We start from the raw sequence: 19,166 nt of genomic DNA on the forward strand, positions 1-19,166 counted from the left end.
CTCCCAAGAAAGCATGAAGAAACCCCGAGTCCTGATCGTCGAAGACGAGTCCTCGATCGCCGAGCTGATCGCCGTCAACCTGCGCCACAACGGCTTCGAGCCGATCTGGTCGGAAGATGGCGCCGCGGCCCAGCGAGAGATCGACGCCTTCCTGCCGGATCTGATCCTGCTCGACTGGATGCTGCCCGGCCAGAGCGGCCTGCAGCTCGCGCGCCAGTGGCGCAAGGACCCGCGCACCAAGGCCATCCCGATCCTGATGCTGACCGCGCGCGGCGACGAACCCGACAAGGTTGCCGGCCTCGATGCCGGTGCCGACGACTACATCACCAAGCCGTTCTCCACCCAGGAGATGCTGGCCCGCATCCGCGCGGTGCTGCGCCGCCGGGCGCCGGAAGTGGTCACGGAGCGCGTCGAGATCGGCGAGCTGGCCCTCGACACCTCCACCCATCGCGTGACCTGGCAGGGTGGCGCGCTGAAGGTCGGCCCGACCGAGTTCAAGCTGCTGGCCTACCTGATGCAGCATGCCGAGCGCGTGCACAGCCGTGCACAGCTGCTCGACAAGGTGTGGGGCGACCACGTCTACATCGAGGAGCGCACGGTCGACGTGCACGTCAAGCGCCTGCGTGAATCGCTGGGCGCGGCGGCGCCGATGGTCGAGACCGTCCGCGGAGCGGGCTATCGCCTGACCGCCCAAGTCACGGTTTGAGCGCCGTGGCTTCCTTTGGCCGCGGGCGCGGATAATCGCCCGCCATGCCTTTCCGCATTGCTACTTTTTTAATAGCGTCCCTTGCAGTAGGAGCGGGCGCTGTTGCCATTTTTGGCTGGAAGTTCGGCTGGCTGGGGGCCTGGCTTGGTTCTGTGCTCTGGCTGGCGCTGGATGCATGGCGCGCCGACCGGCTGCTGCGCATCCTGCGCAACGACGCCGCCGGCCTGCCGTCTCGCTGGCCGGGTGTCTGGGGCGAACTCGCCGAGCGCATCCGCAAGCTGCTGCGCGACCGCGAGCAGCAGACCCGGCAGGCCGAAGACCGCCTGCAGGAGTTCCTCGCGGCCATCCAGGCATCGCCCAACGGCGTGGTGCTGCTCGACGAGCAGGGCCGCATCGAATGGTGCAACCAGACGGCGGCCAGCCAGTTCGGCATCGATGCGGAGCGCGATCTGGCACAGCATCTGGCGAATCTGGTGCGCGATCCAGCTTTCGTCGCATACCTTGCGTCCTGGAACTACAGCCGCGACGTCGTCATCGACGGCCCGGGGCTGGGGCATGGGCACCAGCGCAGCCATCCGGTCAGGCTCTCCGTGCAGGTGCACCCCTATGCCGGCAATCGCCGCATGCTGCTCACGCGCGACATCACCGCGCTCGAGCAGGCCGAGGCGATGCGCCGCGATTTCGTGGCGAACGTGTCGCACGAGATCCGCACGCCGCTGACGGTGCTGGCGGGCTTCGTCGAGACCCTGCAGAACCTGCCACTCGATGCGGACGAGCGCGCGCGCTATCTGTCGCTGATGGGGCAGCAGTCGCATCGCATGGAGACGCTGGTGAACGACCTGCTGACGCTGTCGCGCCTCGAAGGCAGCGCGCCGCCGTCCGGCAGCCAGTGGATCCGCATCCGCGCGCTGTTCGCGCAGTGCGAGGACGAGGGGCGCGGACTGTCGGAACGGCTGACGCCCAAGGGGCACCAGTTGTCGTTCGTCGTGGATGCCGAGTCGGAGGTGTCGGGCGCGCCGACCGAACTGCAGAGCGCGATGTCGAACCTGCTGAGCAACGCCATCCGCTACACGCCCGGCGGCGGCGAGGTGGCTGTGAGCTGGAAGGTGCTGCCCGACGGGCGCGGCGAATACGCCGTGAAAGACACTGGCCCAGGCATTGCCGCGGAGCACATCCCGCGGCTGACCGAGCGCTTCTATCGCATCGACCGCAGCCGCTCGCGCGAAACCGGCGGCACCGGGCTGGGGCTGGCGATCGTCAAGCACATCGCCCAGCGGCACGGCGCGGAGCTGCGCATCGAAAGCATGGTGGGCAAGGGCTCCCGCTTCGCGCTGGTGTTCCCGGCGGCACGTGTGCGGGAAGCACGCGTGATGGCGAAGTAGGCCTTCGGGCCTCGTCTCTTTATCTTGCGCGCCGACCCATCGTCCAGCGCAGCAGCACGCCGAACAGCAGGGCGGTCAGGGCCAGAGCCGCGGCGCTCATGATCCAGAACGCCAGGGGCGACTGCATGGCTGCCCAAGGCCCAAGGCCGCGGTATGCGAGCAGATAGCTGCCGCCCAGGCCCACTCCCCACAGCATCGTGCAGTAGATGACCAGCGGCGCCAGCGTGACCCGGTAGCAGCGCAGCACGAACACGCAGAAGGTCTGCACCGCGTCGGCGACGTGGTATGCAGCCACCGCCAGCAGCAGCGCGCCCGCCATCGCGATCACGGCGGGGTTGTCGGAGTACACATTGGCGAGCTGGTCGCGCAGCAAGGCCATGGCCGCGGCATAGAAGAGCGCGCACAGGGCCGTCAGCTGGAAGCCCAGGCGACAGGCGTGCCGTGCCTTGGCTGCGTTACCGGCACCGAGCCAGAAACTCACGCGGGCGCTGGTCGCGATGCCCAGGGACAGCGGCGTCATGTAGGCCACGGCCAGCAGGTTCGATGCGATCTGGTGCGAGGCCGCAGCGGCGGTGCCGAGGCGGGCGATGAAGAGGGCCATCAGCGTGAACGACGTGACTTCGACCAGCACCGCCAGCCCGCCCGGCACGCCGAGCCGGGCGAACTTGCGGATCTGCTGCCAGTCGGGCGCCTCGATGCGCTTCCAGAGTCCGTAGTCGGCATAGAAAGGCTGGTTGCGCAGCAGCCAGATGGCGCAGCCGAGCATGGTCCAGTTCACGCACAGCGTGGCCCAGCCACAGCCCACGAGGCCCATGGCCGGCAGGCCCGCGCCGCCGAAGGTGAACCAGATCGACAGGGGTAGCTTCACCGGCAGCGAGCCCAGTTGCAGCCACGTCACGAGCTGGGGCCTGCCCAGGCTCTGGTTCAGCGTGCTGAACAGGCGGAAGAGCAGGGCGGGCGCCAGCGCGAAAGCCAGCACGGCAAGGTAGGCCTCGACCTCGCTGCGCATCTCCGCCGGCACCTGGGTCCACTGCAAGACCGAGCCCGGCAGCAGCAGGATCGTCATGCCGACCACGATGGCGATGGCCGCAAGGTACAGCGATTGCCGCACAGAACGCCCCACCTCGCTGCCGCGCCCGCCGCCGTGCTGTTCGGCCCAGACAGGCAGCAGCGCCTGCAGAACGCCCATCAGCGACACGTAGACGCTCACGAAGACCGCGGCGCCGACCGACAGCGCAGCCAACGCGTGCTCGGAGTAGCGGCCCGCGATGATGGTGTCGGTCACGCCGAAGGCCATCACGGCCAATTGGCCGACGAGCACCGTGCCTGCGTGCCGCGCGATCAGAGCCCGCTCGCTCCTCACTGCGGCGTGATCTTCTGGTAGAGCAGGAGGTCGTCAGCGGCGCTGCTCGGTCGGCGCAGCGTGCCGGCGAAGCGCCACCGGTCGAACGGAATGATGGTGTGCAGGCGCTCGATCGTGTCAGGGCTCACCAGCAGCCACGGGCAGTCGGTGCCCAGCAGCAGCGGCTGCACGTTGAAGTTGCCGTGATGGCGCAGTGCCGCGATGTGCGGACGGCTCAGCGCCAGTTCCGCGATGCAGCGAGGCTGGCCCACGCGTTCGGCCACGGCGCGGATCTGCGGGACGTAGCTGCGCGCATAGTCGATCGGCGGCAGCCACAGGGTCATCAGCAGCATCCAGCACAGGGCCGTGCCGCCGGCCGGCAGCACCAGCGTCTTCCAGAGGGCGGCGCGGTGGCGTCCCGTGCGCCAGCGCACCAGCCAGCACCAGGCAATAGTCGCTGCCACGGCGAGGACCACGGCAATGGGCGAGAACTCGGGCACGAAGCCAGGCACCAGTCGCGCGACGCTGGCCGCGGGCTTGGGCGGCACGCCCGTCTGCATGGCGATCCAGTAGATCCAGCCCAGCACGGCGAGACCGCTGAAGAACAGCACGTTGAACCAGTCGATCAGCGCCGAGGCGCTGCGCCGGAAGGTGGGCAGGGCGAATGCCGCGAGCGTGGCGAAGGCGGGCAGGGCCAGCAGCAGCGAGCGGTCGGAGTAGTCGGTGCTCCAGGTGGCGGCCAGCGGCACCAGCGCGAACCAGAAAGGCAGGGCGACATGGCGCGCCGTGAGCTGTCGCCGCCAGCGCCAGAGCGTCCAGATGGCCAGCGGCCAGACCGGCCAGGTGAACCAGACCAGCAGCTTGGCCTGGCTGCGCACGTCGCCCAGCAGGGTGTTGCCGATCACGGTGATCTTCCAGGTCGGCAGCTTCAGGCTGAACACCAGCACCGCCGCCAGCGCGGTGATGCCGATCATCGTGAACAGCGCAGCCCGCGTGTAGCCGGGGCCGCTGCTTTCGTCGTCGACGAAGTCTTCGCTGGCGGATTGCGCGGCGAGCCGGCGTTCGTATGCGACGTAGAGCACGCTGCCGATGGCCAGTGCGAGCCCGACCGTGGGTGCACCGCTCAACGTGATGCCGATGGTGCCGACGGCCAGTGCGATCACCGGGCCGTTGCGGCGATAGGGCAGCGCTGCCACGCCATAGAAAAGATGCGAGGCGAAGAAGAGCTGGGCCAGCGCGGGCGTGGTTTCGTGGCCGAGCTGGGCGAGGCCGAGGCAGGCGATCAGTGCCAGCAGGCCGCCGTCGGCGATGGCGCGCGCGTAATCGGTAGGCCGGGCCTCGCCGCCGAAGGCAAAGGCCACGGGCTGGGCGCGCGCGGTGCGGGCCAGGTAATAGACGGCGTACCAGGTGGCCGTGAAGGTGCCCCAGAGCAGGAACGCGAACGCGACGCGAACGGCCAGGTCCGGGTTGATCCATGCGGGGGCGATCTTGATGGCCAGGGCGCCGATCCAGTACGGAATCAGCGCCGGTGTTTCCGGTCGCAGGCCCAGCAGCATCGGATCGAACCAGCGCGCGATGCCCTCGGTGCTGCGGGCCAGCTCGGCCATGTAGCCGAAGGCCGTGATGTCCGCGCTCTTCCAGGGGCCCCGGCCGACCAGCCCCGGCAGCAGGTAAGCCGCACAGAGCAGCAGCAATGCGATGCGCGGCAGCCGGCGCACGGCGCTCTGGGCAACGATCGCGGGGGTGGGCTGGTTCAAGTGGCGGGAAGAGGCAGGATTGGGAAAGAAAAAGGGCAGCGCGGTAAACCGGGCTGCCCTCGACGCAAAAGCGCGTACCTTACTTCGAGGCGGCGCCGGTGGTCTTGCCGAAGCGGTTGCGGAACTTCTCGACGCGGCCGCCCATGTTGTCGACCGACTTCTGCGTGCCGGTGTAGAACGGGTGCGATTCGCTCGTGGTGTCGAGCTTGAACAGCGGCAGTTCGCGACCGTCGTCGGTCGTGCCCATTTCCTTGGTGTTCGCGCACGAACGGGTCACGAACTTGAAGCCGTTCGACATGTCGACGAACAGGACTTCGCGGTAATTCGGGTGGATGCCTTCTTTTGCCATGGTGTTTCCTTTTGCGCTTTTGGAATCAATGCGCGGTCGATGCGAGAGCCACCAGCGTGCCTAGAGTGGCGCGCTGCCTCGGAGGAAACCCGAGGAGCCAGGCGAAGCTGCCTGACCGCACTTTTCGCGAAGCCAGCGATTATCGCATACTGCCCTATTTTCGAGCAAACCGAAGGCTCCCCAATGACTTCCACACCCTTGCGCGCGGGCCTCGTCGGCTACGGATTTGCCGGCCAGACCTTCCACGCGCCCGTTCTTTCGGCCGTTCCGGGACTGGAACTGGCGGCCGTGGCCAGTTCGCAGCCCCACAAGGTGCATGCCGACTGGCCCGGCGTGGCGGTGGTTCCGGACGTGGCCGCCCTCGTGGCCCGTTCGGACATCGACCTGATCGTGGTCGCCACGCCCAACGCCCAGCACCATCCGGTCGCCAAGGCGGCGCTGGAGGCCGGCAAGCACGTGGTGGTCGACAAACCCTTCACACTCGACGTGGCCGAGGCGAGGGAGCTCGAGCTGTTGTCAAATCGCAACGATCGGCTTCTCGCGGTCTACCAGAACCGTCGCTTCGACTCCGATTACCTGACTCTCAAGGATGTCCTTGCGTCCGGCGAACTGGGCCGCCCCGTGTACCTGGAGTCCCATTTCGACCGCTTCCGTCCCGAAGTGAAGGAGCGCTGGCGCGAACAGGCAGTGCCCGGCTCCGGCCTCTGGGTCGACCTGGGCTCCCATCTGGTCGATCAGGCGGTGCAGCTTTTCGGCCGTCCCGACACGATCCAGCTCGACACTGCCGTGCTGCGCGACGGCGCCGTGGTCGAGGACTACTTCCATGCCGTGCTGCGATACGAGTCCGGTCCGCACGTACCGCTGCGCGTGGTGCTTCATTCGACGACGCTGGCGGCTCATGCGGCGCCGCGCTACATCGTCCACGGCACGCGCGGAAGCTACGTCAAGCATGGCGTCGATACCCAGGAAGATGCGCTGCGCGCCGGACAGCGGCCGCCCGCCGTAGGGTGGGGCGACGATCCGCTGGACGGACAGCTTTCGCTGGCCGGACCCGGCGGGACCTTCACCAAGCGGAGCATTCCCACGCGGGCCGGCAACTACGTCGACTACTACGCCGCGGTTCGCGATGCCATCCTGGGTCACGGACCCAATCCGGTCCCGCCCGAGCAGGCTGTCGCCCTGATGGAGCTGCTCGACCTCGGCCGCCAAAGCGCCTTGGAGGGCCGAGCGATTCGCACATAAAAAATGCCCGCACAAGGCGGGCATTCATTCGTGGGGTGCCACTGATCCGGCTCTGCCGGTCAGTAGGCACCGCCCCCGCTAGGGGGTAGGCGTAGCGACACGAAGTGCGCGCAGCCTGGGGGCGAGCAACAGCTACCCGCCGCGACGCATCATGTCGAAGAACTCGACATTGGTCTTCGTCGCCTTCATGTTCTTGAGCATCAGCTCCATCGACTCGATCTCGTCCATGTTGTACATGAGCTGGCGCAGGATGCGGGTCTTCTGCAGGATCTCGGGGGCCAGCAGCAGTTCTTCGCGACGGGTGCCGCTGCGGTTGAGTTGGATCGAGGGGAACACGCGCTTTTCGTACAGGCGGCGGTCGAGGTGGATTTCGGAGTTGCCGGTGCCCTTGAACTCTTCGAAGATCACTTCGTCCATGCGGCTGCCGGTGTCGATCAGCGCGGTGCCGATGATGGTCAGCGAGCCGCCTTCCTCGACGTTGCGCGCGGCGCCCAGGAAGCGCTTGGGGCGCTGCAGCGCGTTGGAGTCGACACCGCCGGTCAGCACCTTGCCCGACGAGGGCACGACGTTGTTGTAGGCGCGGGCGAGGCGGGTGATGGAGTCGAGCAGGATCACCACGTCCTTCTTGAGCTCGACCAGGCGCTTGGCGCGCTCGATCACCATTTCGGCCACGTGGACGTGGCGCGCGGCAGGCTCGTCGAAGGTCGAGGCAATGACCTCGCCCTTCACCGTGCGCTGCATTTCGGTCACTTCTTCAGGGCGCTCGTCGACGAGCAGCACCATCATGTGGACGTCGGGGTAGTTGGCGCTGATGGCGTGGGCGATGTGCTGCATCATCACCGTCTTGCCGCTCTTGGGCGGCGCCACGAGCAGGGCGCGCTGGCCTTTGCCGATGGGGGCGATGATGTCGATGATGCGGCCCGTGATGTTCTCGTCGCCCTTGATGCCGTCGCGCTCGAGCTTCATCTGCTCCTTGGGGAACAGCGGCGTCAGGTTCTCGAACATCACCTTGTGCTTGTTCTGCTCCGGCGGGCCGTTGTTGACCTTGTCGAGCTTGGTCAGCGCGAAGTAGCGCTCGCCGTCCTTGGGCGTGCGCACCTCGCCTTCGATCATGTCGCCGGTGTGCAGGTTGAAGCGGCGCACCTGGCTGGGCGAGATGTAGATATCGTCCGTGCTGGCCGTGAAGCTGGTGTCGGGGCTGCGCAGGAAGCCGAAGCCGTCGGGCAGTATTTCGAGCACGCCATCGGCGAAGACCTGTTCGCCGGCCTTGGCGCGCTTCTTGATGATCGCGAACATCAGCTCCTGCTTGCGCATGCGGCCGACGTTTTCGATCTCAAGCGCTTCAGCCTGCTTGAGGACTTCAGACACGTGGAGTGCCTTGAGTTCGTTTAAGTGCATGGAATGACCCCTCGCGGGGTAATCGAACTGGAAACGGGGGGAGGTTGAACGTGAAGCGAGAAGTGCTTCACCAACCGGGGAACTCGAACCGGTTGCCTCTATGCAGAAGGACCGGTGAACTGGAGGAGATTATGACAGGAAAAACGCGCCGGCCAACGCATTGCGCGCTGGCCGGTTGAAATGTCGCTCAGGCGAGTTGCTGGTCGATGAAGGCCGTGAGTTGAGCCTTGCTCATCGCGCCGACCTTGGTGGCGGCCAGCTGGCCGCCCTTGAACAGCATCAGGGTGGGGATGCCGCGGATGCCGAACTTGGCGGGGATGTCGCGATTCTCGTCCACGTTCAGCTTGGCGATCTGCAGCTTGCCTTCATATGCAGCCGACACTTCGTCCAGGATGGGGGCGATCATCTTGCAGGGGCCGCACCATTCAGCCCAGTAGTCGACCAGAACGGGCTGGCTGGACTTGAGCACGTCGGCCTCGAAGGAGGAATCGGAGATGTGTTTGATGAGTTCGCTGGCCATGTGTGAATCCTTGTGCGCAGAGAGTTTCGGTGCAGCTAAAGTGCTGGTCATTGTGACAGAAACCAAGGGGTGGCGTTCCGCGCGGAGACACTATGGCGGCGATAGCCAAAGCCCTTGCGCGATGCGCTCTCCAACCCCTCGATGGAACCAATGAACGAAGGCCACCCCGTGCAGGCCCTGTGGTGCGATCCAGCCGACGGCATCGTCGCGCGGATCGTCCGCGCGCTCGCCGAACGCCAGTTGCACGCCGCCCGCACCGTGGTGCTGGTGCCCTATGCGCAGCTGATGGGCGTGGCGCGCGCCATGTGGGCGCGCTGCGGCAGCCCCGGCTTCGTGCCTCGCTTCGAAACCACCCACAACTGGGCCCGAAGCGCTGGCGGCTTCGTGCCCACGGGCTACGACATCGCCCACGACATGGCGCGCGACCTGGTCACTGCCCAGGCGCTGCTGTCGCAGGCGGGCTTCCATGCCGAGCGCTTCGCCCTGGCCGGCCGCGTCGTCGAGCTCGCCTATCAACTCGGTCCTCTTGCGGCTGCAGTGACGCCCGAAGAGCGGGGGGGCGAGTGGGCGCGGCGTGCCGCGAGCGTGGCCGATGCCGGCAGCGAGTCGGAGTGGTTCCGCATCGAAAGCGCGCTGATCCGCATCGCCGTCGCGTGGACCTCCACTTCTGGCTACGCCACCGACGTGCTCCAGCGCGAATCCACGCGCGCCCAGGTCGATGCGCTGATCGTTCTGGAGGGCTTCCAGTCCGATCCGCTCACGCAGTCGCTGTGCAAGCTCTGGGGCGACCGCGCCCTTCATCTTTCGCTCGTGCCTTCGGGTGCGCCCACGCGGACATGCGCCTCGCACGTCGCCCTCGACCCCGAGGACGAAGCCGAACTCGCCGCTGCCTGCGTGCTGCGCCATCTCGCCGAAGAGCGCGCTCCCGTGGCGCTGGTGGCGACCGATCGCGCGCTCACCCGCCGCATCAGCGCCCAGCTGAGCGCGCAGGGCGTCATCACGCACGACGAAACCGGCTGGAAGCTCTCGACCACCCGCGCCGCCGCCACGCTGATGAGCGCGTTGCGCGCCTGCGCCCACGACGCCACCAGCGACCAGGTGCTCGAATGGCTCAAGAGCAGTGTCGATGGCGATTCGCCGATCGTCCATTCGCTCGAGGCCCGCCTGCGGCAGGAGGCGATGCGCGACTGGTCGACCTGGTGCGCCTTGATGGCCCGCAGCGAGAAGTCGAAAGACACCGCGCTGCTTGTCTTCACCGAGGCCATCGAGGCCCGCCGTGCGCCCATGGCCCGTGCGCGCCCGCTGGCCGAGTGGCTGCGCGCGCTGCGCGAGCTGCTGGAAGCCAGCGGCCAATGGAGCCTGCTCGAGGAAGACCTGGCCGGCGGCAAGGTGATCGGCGCGCTGTGGCTCGACGCGGGCGCGCACGGCGACGATGAAGACGAATTCCCTGGCGGCCGCCACACCCTGGCCGAGTTCACTGCCTGGGTCCGCGACGTTCTGGAGGACGCGAGCTTCGTACCACCCGCAGGCGACCAGGCCCCGCGAGTCGTGGTGCTGCCGCTCTACCAGCTGCTGGGCCGCTCTTTCGGCGCCGTGGTCATCCCGGGCTGCGACGACCGCCGCCTGCCCGCATCGCCCGAGCCGCCCGGTAACTGGAGTGCCGCCCAGCGCCTCGAACTGGGCCTGCCATCGCGTGAGGCGCTCGAAGCCGCCCAGCGCGCGGCCTGGGCCGCGGCCCTGCACAACCCCTCGTGCGAGCTGATCTGGCGCCATTCCGACGCCAGCGGTGAGCCCGTGCGGCCCAGCCCGCTGGTGCAGGCGCTGCAGCTCGACCACGCACTGCAGCCATCGGCCGACCCGCGTACGCCACGCGAGGTGGCCCTCAGGCCGACCGGATACCCGACGCCCTCCGGCGCGCTCCTGCCGCTGCAGAACATCTCCACCAGCGTGTACGAGGACCTGCGCCGCTGTCCCTATCGCTTCTTCGCGCTGCGCCAGCTGGGCCTGCGTAGCGCCGACGAACTCGATGCCGAGGTCGACAAGCGCGACTTCGGCAACTGGCTGCATGCCGTGCTCGGCCATTTCCACGAGGCACTGGCCGAAGCCCCGACACAGGATGCGCAGGAGCGCATCGCCCTCATCGAGGAGGCGGCCCGTCGCTCTACGCAGGAGCTCGGGCTTTCCGATGCCGAATTCCTGCCCTTTGCCGCCGCATGGCCCGCCGTGCGCGACGGCTACCTGGCCTGGCTCACGGGGCATGAGGCGGCCGGCGCCGTCTTCGCCGAATCCGAGCCCTGGAAGGAGCAGGCGCTGGGCGACCTGCGCCTGATCGGCCGGCTCGACCGCATCGACCGCATGCCCGACGGCCAGGCCTTCGTGATCGACTACAAGACCGAGTCCGCCACCGTCAGCAAGGAGCGCGTGAAGGACCCCACCGAAGATACCCAGCTGGCCTTCTACGCCGCGCTGGTGGCCGACGACACGCTGCGCGCGGCCTACGTGAACGTGGGCGAGAAGGCCGCCGGCACGCAGACCGTCGAGCAGCCTGCCGTGGTCGAGGCGCGCGATGCGCTGGTGGCCGGCATCATCGAGGACTTCAGGCGCATCGGGCAGGGCGCGGCACTGCCGCCGCTGGGCGAGGGCGCCGTCTGCGACTACTGCGCTGCGCGCGGCCTGTGCCGCAAGGACTTCTGGGACGAGGCCGCACCGCCGCCGGGCGTCGAAGCCACCGGAGGCGACGCGCAATGAACGGCGCAGCCTACGAACACAACGGCCGGCACGTCACGCGCGAGGCCTTCTACACGGTCGCCTGCGATCCGCGCCGATCGGTGGCGGTGGAGGCATGCGCCGGCGCGGGCAAGACCTGGATGCTGGTTTCGCGCATCCTGCGCGCGCTGCTCGAGGAGGGCGATGCCGCCTGCGAGCCGCACGAGATCCTGGCCATCACCTTCACGAAGAAGGCCGCGGGCGAGATGCGCGAGCGCCTCGACCAGTGGCTGGAAGATTTCGCCGAACGCCCGCAGGAAGAGCTGGTCGCCCAGCTGGTGATGCGCGGCATGGCGCCGGCGGCCGCATCGGCTGCGGTGCCGCGCCTCAAGGGCCTCTACCGGCGCCTGCTCGAAGGCGGCCGGCCGGTGCAGTTCCGCACCTTCCACGCCTGGTTCGCGGGCCTTCTGCGCAATGCGCCGCTCGCGGTGCTGCGCGAGCTGGGCCTGCCGTCGAACTACGAGCTGCTCGAAGACGATGCCGAGGCACGCAGCCGCACGTGGCGTCCCTTCTTCGAGGCCGTGACCGCCGACAGGCAGGCGCTGGCCGACTATTACGCCGTCGTCGCCACGCACGGCCGCTCGCAGACGGCCAAGGCGCTGGGCGAGGCATTGTCGAAGCGCGTCGAGTTCTCGCTGGCCGATGCGGAGAGCGCCGTACAGCACTTCAGCGCGATGTACCCGGCGCTCGAAGGATTGGACGAACCGACCGAGGCCCTGCGCGGCGAACAGGTCCGCCGCCGCTGGCTCGACCGCGCCGCGGCGCTGGGCCGCGAGAGCAACAAGACGCCGCAGAAGGCCGCCGAAGCCATCATCGACGTGTTCGGCACTGGCGAGCCGGCCGGCGATGCGCTGGTGGCCGCCCTTGCCCATCTGCGCAAGAACTTCTTCGTGGCGACGGAAGACCGCCTCAACAAGAACCTGCAGAAATTCCCCGCCGCGCAGGAGGCCGAGGCCGAGCTGCAGGTGCTGTGCGCCGCGCAGGCCCAGCACGCCGCCTGGCTCTACCAGCAGCGCATGACGCGCCTCACGCGCCTGCTGATCGCCGCCTTCGCCGACGTGAAGCGAGCCCACGGCTGGGTCGACATGAACGACGTCGAGCAGGCGGCCCAGCTGCTGCTGGGCCAGTCGGCCCTCTCGGGCTGGGTGCAGGAGCGGCTCGACGCGCGCATCGCGCACCTGCTGATCGACGAGTTCCAGGACACCAACCCGCTGCAGTGGCAGGCGCTCTACGGCTGGCTCAGCGCCTACACCGGCGCGCAGGGCCGCGCGCCGCGGGTGTTCATCGTGGGCGACCCGAAGCAGAGCATCTACCGCTTCCGCCGCGCCGAGCCGCAGGTGTTCATCGCCGCGAAGAAGTTCGTGCGCGAGGGGCTCGACGGCGAGCTGCTGAACTGCGACCACACGCACCGCAACGCGCAGTCGGTGGTCGGGCTGGTCAATGCGGCAATGCTGGCGGCGCAGGAGGCCGGCGAATTCGACGGGTATCGCGCCCACACCACCGAGCGCCGCGACGACGGCGAGCTGCTGCGGCTGCCGGCCATCGACCGCGACGCGGTCGGCGGCGACGCATCCGAAGCCGCTCCCGCCGACGACGGCATGCTGCGCTGGCGCGACAGCCTCATCACGCCGCGCGTGCTGCCCGAGGAGCAGCTGCTGCAGAAGGAATGCGAGCAGGCCGCCCGATGGGTGGTGCAGCGCATCGCCGACGGCACGCAGCCTAGCCGCATCATGGTGCTGGCGCGCAGGCGCAGCCGGCTCTCGGCCATGCAGGAGGCGCTGCGCCAGCGCCACATTCCCGTGCAGCAGCCCGAGAAGAACGATCTGTACGACGCGCCCGAGGTGCAGGACGTGGTCGCGCTGATCGACGCGCTGGTGTCGCCCGCGCATGATCTTTCGCTGGCCAGGGCGCTCAAGTCGCCGGTGTTCGGCATTGGCGACGATGCCCTGGTGCAGCTCGCGCTGCGCCAGCGCGAGCGTGGCCCCGTGAGCTGGTTCTCGCTGATCCAGAAGGACGAGAGCCTGCCGCCGGTGCTCGTCGAGGCGGGCATCCAGCTCAAGCGGTGGCAGCGCTGGCTGATGACACTGCCCCCCCACGACGCGCTCGACGCGATCTTCCACGATGGCGACCTGCTCGCGAAGTTCGGCGCCGCCGTGCCGGCCGCGATGCGGCAGGGCGCGCTGGCCAACCTGCGCGGCGTGCTGTCGGCCTCGCTGGACATCGATGGCGCACGTTTCGCAACGCCCTATGCGCTGGTGCGTGCGTTGCGCGCAGGCGGCGTGCGGGCGCCGACCGTGACCGCGCCCGAGGCCGTGCAGTTGCTGACCGTGCACGGCGCCAAGGGGCTGGAGGCCGACACCGTGCTCATGCTCGACTGCGACGCTCCGCCGCCGCGCGCCCAGACCATGGGCGTGCTGGTCGAGTGGAAGGGCAGCGACAGCGCACCGACGCGCTTCATCTTTCTCGCGAGCGAGAAGACGCCGCCGGCGTGCGCCGTCACGCTGCTCGAGGAAGAGCAGCGCGCGCGCCATCGCGAGGAGCTCAACGGCCTCTACGTCGCCGTCACGCGGGCGCGCGAGCGGCTGGTGCTCTCGTCGGTGAAGCCGGCACGCGCCAACGAAGGCAGCTGGTGGTCGCGCCTGCAGCCGCTGTGCGAGCCCACCGAGGCCGACGAGCCGCTGGTCGCGCTGCCGACCGAAACCGGGTCGGGCAGCTTTGCAATGAAGCGCATGCCGCAGGCGCCGGAGCCCGCCGAGCAGCCGTCCGCGAAAAAGGCTGTCACCACCACGGTCGACGCGCGCGCCGCCGCCTTCGGGCAGGCCATGCACCGGCTGCTCGAATGGGCCGTGCCGGGCGAGCCACTGGCGGCCGCCCATGTACGAGCCGCCGCCCGCGAATTCCTGCTCGATGCGCAGCAGGCGCGCGGCGCCGCGGCGCTCGCCCACCGCATCCGCGCGGGCGAGGGTGCCTGGGTGTGGGACGATCGCAAGGTCGACTGGCATGGCAATGAGGTCACGCTGGTGCACGAAGGCGAGACCCTGCGCATCGACCGGCTGGTGCGCGAGCGCGGCAGCGGCGTGTGGTGGGTGCTCGACTACAAATCCGCGGCACGCCCCGAAAAGGACGCCGCGCTGATCGCACAGATGCAGCGCTATCGCGCGGCAGTGCAACATGCCTATCCCGGTGCCACCGTGCGTGTCGCGTTCCTCACCGGGCAGGGCGAACTGGTGAATCTCGAATGACTGTTTCCCCGACCGTCGCCGTCATCGGCGGCGGACCCGCCGGCTTGATGGCGGCTGAAATACTGAGCGCGTCCGGCGCGCAAGTGCACGTCTACGACGCGATGCCCTCGGTGGGCCGCAAGTTTTTGCTGGCCGGCCGTGGTGGACTGAACCTCACTCACTCCGAGCCTTTCGACGCGTTCGTGAGCCGATTCGGCGAGCGCCGTGCGCAACTGGAGCCGATGCTCGCGCAGTTCGGGCCGCAGCAGGTGCGTGAATGGGCGAGCGGCCTGGGCATCGAGACTTTCGTAGGCACTTCGGGGCGCGTGTTTCCGACCGACATGAAGGCCGCGCCGCTGCTGCGTGCGTGGCTGCATCGGCTGCGCGCGGCTGGCGTGCAGTTCCACATGCGGCATCGCTGGGTGGGAGAGGGGGCTTTCGATCCGGCGTCGCTGCGATTCACCACACCGGCCGGCGAAGTCATTGCCAGCGCCGATGCCGTTGTGCTGGCGCTGGGTGGAGCGAGCTGGGCGCGGCTCGGGTCTGACGGTGCATGGGTGCCATGGTTGCAGGCGAAGGGCGTGGATGTGGCTCCGCTCGAGCCGGCCAACTGCGGCTTCGACGGCTCGGGCTGGAGCGAGCATTTCTCCAGCCGCTTCGCAGGCCAGCCATTCAAGTCGGTCGCGATCTCGTTCACCGACAGCCACGGCCGGCAGTTCGCGCGCAAGGGCGAATTCGTCGCGACTGCCACCGGCATCGAGGGCAGCCTGATCTATGCGGCCTCGGCCCTGCTGCGCGACGAGATCGCCGAAAAAGGGAGCGCCACGCTGCTGCTCGACCTGTTGCCCGATCGCGGTGCCGAGCAGGTGCTGGCTGCCGTCAAGCATCCGCGCGGTGCGCGTTCGCTCAGCAGCCACCTCAAGAGCAGGCTCGGTCTGGAGGGCATCAAGGCCGGCGTGCTGCACGAAGCCCTGAGCCGCGAGGCGATGCACGACCTGCAGCAGCTTGCGGCGACCATCAAGGCAGTGCCGTTGAAGCTCGTGGCGGCGCGGCCGATCGACGAGGCCATCAGCACGGCAGGTGGCGTGCGCTTCGACGCGCTGGATGCCCAGCTCATGTCGAAGGCGCTGCCGGGCGTGTTCGCGGCTGGGGAAATGCTCGATTGGGAAGCGCCTACCGGTGGCTATCTGCTGACGGCATCGATGGCCAGCGGCGCGATGGCGGCGCGCGGCGCGATCCAGCGGCTCGGCCTTTGAGGGCCTGGCATCGCTGAAACTTTTTCGCTGGAGATTTGCTTGTGCGGGCTCCGTTTCATTTCGCAGGGAATGAAACGAAACCGCTGAAGAGGTTGACGAGCCTTACCCCTGGCACTGACTACGCAGTTAGGGCTGCTTGGTTCCCCACCTGACCCGGTTGGCCACTTCACCATGCAGGGAGGCCCGTCAGGGCTTATTGTAACCCCCCCAGGCTGCGCGCACTTCGTGTCGCTTCGCCAACCCCCTGCTGGGGGCGACACCGGAGGACCGGCAAAGCCGGTTCCTCGGTGTCCTACGAAAGCCCCGCCCCAGTATCGGGATGGGTGCTCCGCGCCTTTTAGAATGCCCGCAATGTCTTATCTCGTGCTCGCCCGCAAGTTCCGTCCGAAAACCTTCGGTGAGATGGTCGGCCAGGGGCATGTGGTTCAGGCGCTCGAGAACGCGCTGACGACGCAGCGCCTGCACCACGCCTATCTCTTCACCGGCACCCGGGGTGTCGGCAAGACCACGGTTTCGCGGATTCTGGCGAAGTCGCTGAACTGCCAGGGGCCGGACGGGCAGGGCGGCATCACGGCCACGCCGTGTGGCGTCTGCCAGGCCTGCCGCGACATCGATGCGGGCCGCTTCGTGGACTACACCGAGCTCGACGCGGCCTCCAACCGCGGCGTGGACGAGGTGCAGTCGCTGCTCGAACAGGCGGTCTACAAGCCAGTGCAGGGGCGCTTCAAGGTCTTCATGATCGACGAAGTGCACATGCTCACGAACACCGCGTTCAACGCGATGCTCAAGACGCTCGAGGAGCCGCCCGAGTACCTCAAGTTCGTGCTGGCGACCACCGATCCGCAGAAGGTGCCGGTGACGGTGCTTTCGCGCTGCCTGCAGTTCAACCTGCGGCCGATGGCGCCCGAGACGGTGCTCGAGCACCTCACCGCCGTGCTGCAGACTGAAAGCGTGCCGGCCGAGCCGCAGGCGCTGCGCCTGCTGGCGCGCGCGGCGCGCGGCTCGATGCGAGATGCGCTCTCGCTCACCGACCAGGCGATCGCGTTCGGCAACGGCGAGCTGGTGGAGGCCGGCGTGCGCCAGATGCTCGGCAGCGTCGATCGCGGCCATGTGTTCCGCCTGATCGAGGCGCTGGCTCAGGGCGACGGCAAGACGGTGGTCGAAACTTCCGAGGCATTGCGCGTCGACGGCATGTCCGCCGCCTCCACGCTGGAAGAAATGACGGCCGTGCTGCAGGCCATGGCGGTGCTGCAGGCCGTGCCCTCGCGCGCTGAAGCGGCCGACGCCGCCACCGACCCCGACGCGGCCGACACTGCGCGCCTCGCTGCGCTGATGCCCGCAGACGAAACCCAGCTGCTCTACAGCCTGTGCCTGCACGGGCGTGGCGAGCTGGGGCTGGCTCCCGACGAGTACGCCGCGCTGACCATGGTGCTGCTGCGGCTGCTGGCCTTCAAGCCTTCCAGCGCGGCCGCTTCGACGGCTACCCCGGAAAAAAAAACTCTGAATGAAGCCGAGGCCGCGGCGACGCAGGCTCCGGTGCGTGCGGTTCCGCCTGCTCAGGCTCCCGCCCCAGTGGCTCGCCCGCCAGTCGAAGCGCCCGCGGCGGCCGTGCAGGCCCCGGTCCCGGCACCTGCGGTCCAGGCCGCCACCCCGGTTCCCGCAGGCCACCGCCTCGCAGTGGTCGACGAGCCCCGGCAGGCCGAGCCTCGCTCCGGCGGCGCCAACGGCGATGCTCCCGCCAAGGTCGTCGGCGTGCCTATCCGAGTGCAGCCGCCTCCGAGCGCCCGCGACACCCCGCGCCCCGACGAACCGCGCAGCGCTTTCACGCCGATTCCGACCAGCGAGGACGGCGACTTCTGGTACGCCACTGTTACCCAGCTGGTCGCTGCCGAGGCCATCACCGCGCTGGCGCGCGAGCTCGCCCTGCAGTCGCAGCTTGTCGGCCGCGACACCGACCAGTGGCTGCTGCGCATCGAGCGCGAAACGCTCAACCAGCCGTCCGCCCGCGAGAAGCTCACCGCGGCGCTGAACGGCGCCGGCCACAACGTCAAGCTCGCCATCGAGGTCGGCGGCGTGATCGACAGCCCCGCGCGCCGCAACAAGCAGGCGGCCGACGAGCGCCAGCGCCTGGCCGAGGAAGCCATCATGAGCGACCCCGAAGTCCAGGCGCTGATGCGCGATTTCGACGCGAAGATCGTCCCCGGCACGCTCAAGCCGGCCTGAGTTCGCGTCTCCCGTATCCTTCACCCACTTTCCAACCCGACAGATCAGGACCAACGATGTTCAACAAAGGACAACTGGCCGGCCTCATGAAGCAGGCGCAGGCAATGCAGGACAACCTCAAGAAGGCCCAGGAAGAACTGGCCACCATCGAGGTCGAAGGCGAATCCGGCGCAGGCCTCGTCAAGGTCGTCATGACCTGCAAGCACGACGTCAAGCGCATCACCATCGACCCCAGCCTGCTGGCGGACGACAAGGACATGCTCGAAGACCTCGTGGCCGCCGCCTTCAACGCCGCCGTGCGCAAGGCGGAGGAAACCAGCGAGCAGAAGATGGGCAAGCTCACGGCCGGCATGCCCGGTCTTCCCCCCGGCATGAAGCTGCCGTTCTGAGCCGGCGGCCCGGATAGATGGCAGACGCCAGTTCGCTCGACGCCTTGGTCGAAGCGCTGCGCCGCCTGCCCGGTGTCGGCGTCAAGTCGGCCTCGCGCATGGCGTTCCACCTGCTGCAGCACGACCGCGAGGGAGCGCAACTGCTCGCGCGCGCCCTGCAGCAGGCAGCGGGACAGGTGCGGCATTGCGAGCGCTGCAACACCTTCACGGAAGCGCCGATCTGCAGTGTCTGCCTCGACACGCGGCGCGACCCGACCAAGCTCTGCGTGGTCGAGACGCCGGCCGACCAGGCCGCGCTGGAACGCACCGGCGCCTTCCGCGGCTATTACTTCGTGCTGATGGGCAAGCTCAGTCCGCTCGATGGCGTAGGTCCGAAGGACATCGGGCTGCAGAAACTCTTCGACCGCGCGCGCGACGGCACGGTGAGCGAAGTCATCCTCGCCACCAACTTCACGGCCGAAGGCGAGGCCACCGCGCATGTGATCGGTGAAGGGCTGAAGCAGCGCGGCCTGAAGGTGACGCGCCTCGCGCGCGGCGTGCCGGCCGGCAGCGAGCTCGAGTACGTCGATCTCGGCACCATCGCGCACGCGCTGGTGGATCGCAGGTAGGGCAACC

Annotated in this window: 14 protein-coding genes and 1 other RNA gene; 9 read left to right on the forward strand and 6 right to left on the reverse strand. The window is 68.4% G+C overall.

Going from position 1 to position 19,166, the window contains the following annotated elements; all coding sequences use genetic code 11:
- The first annotated feature begins 13 nt into the window (after positions 1-13).
- Entirely contained in the window at positions 14-706 is a 693-nt protein-coding gene (phoB, locus tag ABL843_RS13580; protein ID WP_007836652.1) for a phosphate regulon transcriptional regulator PhoB, read from the forward strand.
- 44 nt (positions 707-750) lie between these two features.
- Positions 751-2,088, forward strand: coding sequence for a phosphate regulon sensor histidine kinase PhoR (gene phoR, locus ABL843_RS13585; RefSeq protein WP_369658361.1), 1,338 nt, complete (start codon positions 751-753; stop codon positions 2,086-2,088).
- Positions 2,089-2,107: 19 nt separating this feature from the next.
- On the opposite strand, the gene ABL843_RS13590 is transcribed toward phoR, so the two are convergent.
- The 3 genes from ABL843_RS13590 to ABL843_RS13600 form a co-directional block, all read right to left on the reverse strand.
- The gene (locus ABL843_RS13590; protein ID WP_418120194.1) at positions 2,108-3,451 is read right to left on the reverse strand and encodes an MATE family efflux transporter; all 1,344 of its coding nucleotides are present in this window, start codon (positions 3,449-3,451) and stop codon (positions 2,108-2,110) included.
- A complete protein-coding gene (locus tag ABL843_RS13595) occupies positions 3,448-5,187 on the reverse strand; it encodes a hypothetical protein (protein WP_418120195.1) in 1,740 nt (579 codons plus the stop codon). The genes ABL843_RS13590 and ABL843_RS13595 overlap by 4 nt, the downstream gene beginning before the upstream one ends.
- A 79-nt stretch (positions 5,188-5,266) precedes the next feature.
- Positions 5,267-5,536, reverse strand: a complete 270-nt coding sequence (locus ABL843_RS13600; RefSeq protein WP_126019047.1) for a type B 50S ribosomal protein L31 — start codon at positions 5,534-5,536, stop codon at positions 5,267-5,269.
- A gap of 183 nt (positions 5,537-5,719) precedes the next feature.
- Here ABL843_RS13600 and ABL843_RS13605 point away from each other — a divergent pair, with 183 nt between their 5' ends.
- Entirely contained in the window at positions 5,720-6,778 is a 1,059-nt protein-coding gene (locus ABL843_RS13605; RefSeq protein WP_418120196.1) for an oxidoreductase, read from the forward strand.
- A gap of 132 nt (positions 6,779-6,910) precedes the next feature.
- On the opposite strand, the gene rho is transcribed toward ABL843_RS13605, so the two are convergent.
- Complete coding sequence (gene rho / locus ABL843_RS13610; RefSeq protein ID WP_126019051.1) at positions 6,911-8,176, reverse strand: transcription termination factor Rho; 1,266 nt, start codon at positions 8,174-8,176, stop codon at positions 6,911-6,913.
- Between the two features lie 187 nt (positions 8,177-8,363).
- A complete protein-coding gene (gene trxA, locus ABL843_RS13615; RefSeq protein ID WP_418120197.1) occupies positions 8,364-8,696 on the reverse strand; it encodes a thioredoxin TrxA in 333 nt (110 codons plus the stop codon).
- Between the two features lie 150 nt (positions 8,697-8,846).
- Between trxA and ABL843_RS13620 the strand changes: the two genes are divergently transcribed.
- From ABL843_RS13620 to ABL843_RS13630, 3 genes are read left to right on the forward strand one after another with little or no spacing between them, the layout of a single operon-like run.
- A complete protein-coding gene (locus ABL843_RS13620; protein WP_418120198.1) occupies positions 8,847-11,444 on the forward strand; it encodes a PD-(D/E)XK nuclease family protein in 2,598 nt (865 codons plus the stop codon).
- A complete protein-coding gene (locus tag ABL843_RS13625) occupies positions 11,441-14,704 on the forward strand; it encodes a UvrD-helicase domain-containing protein (protein WP_418120199.1) in 3,264 nt (1,087 codons plus the stop codon). The genes ABL843_RS13620 and ABL843_RS13625 overlap by 4 nt, the downstream gene beginning before the upstream one ends.
- Complete coding sequence (locus ABL843_RS13630) at positions 14,701-15,939, forward strand: TIGR03862 family flavoprotein (protein ID WP_418120200.1); 1,239 nt, start codon at positions 14,701-14,703, stop codon at positions 15,937-15,939. The genes ABL843_RS13625 and ABL843_RS13630 overlap by 4 nt, the downstream gene beginning before the upstream one ends.
- 91 nt (positions 15,940-16,030) lie before the next feature.
- On the opposite strand, the gene ffs is transcribed toward ABL843_RS13630, so the two are convergent.
- An RNA gene (ffs, locus tag ABL843_RS13635) (signal recognition particle sRNA small type) lies at positions 16,031-16,127 on the reverse strand.
- A 163-nt stretch (positions 16,128-16,290) separates the two neighbouring features.
- Here ffs and dnaX point away from each other — a divergent pair.
- From dnaX to recR, 3 genes are read left to right on the forward strand one after another with little or no spacing between them, the layout of a single operon-like run.
- Entirely contained in the window at positions 16,291-18,162 is a 1,872-nt protein-coding gene (gene dnaX, locus ABL843_RS13640; RefSeq protein ID WP_126019060.1) for a DNA polymerase III subunit gamma/tau, read from the forward strand.
- A 56-nt stretch (positions 18,163-18,218) separates the two neighbouring features.
- A complete protein-coding gene (locus ABL843_RS13645) occupies positions 18,219-18,551 on the forward strand; it encodes a YbaB/EbfC family nucleoid-associated protein (protein WP_012747441.1) in 333 nt (110 codons plus the stop codon).
- 17 nt (positions 18,552-18,568) lie between these two features.
- Positions 18,569-19,159: a recombination mediator RecR gene (gene recR, locus ABL843_RS13650; protein WP_184638442.1), complete on the forward strand. Its 591-nt coding sequence runs from the start codon at positions 18,569-18,571 to the stop codon at positions 19,157-19,159.
- Positions 19,160-19,166 lie beyond the last annotated feature (7 nt).

The sequence above is a fragment of the Variovorax sp. 350MFTsu5.1 genome (assembly GCF_048302515.1).
Lineage (GTDB): Bacteria > Pseudomonadota > Gammaproteobacteria > Burkholderiales > Burkholderiaceae_C > Variovorax > Variovorax guangxiensis.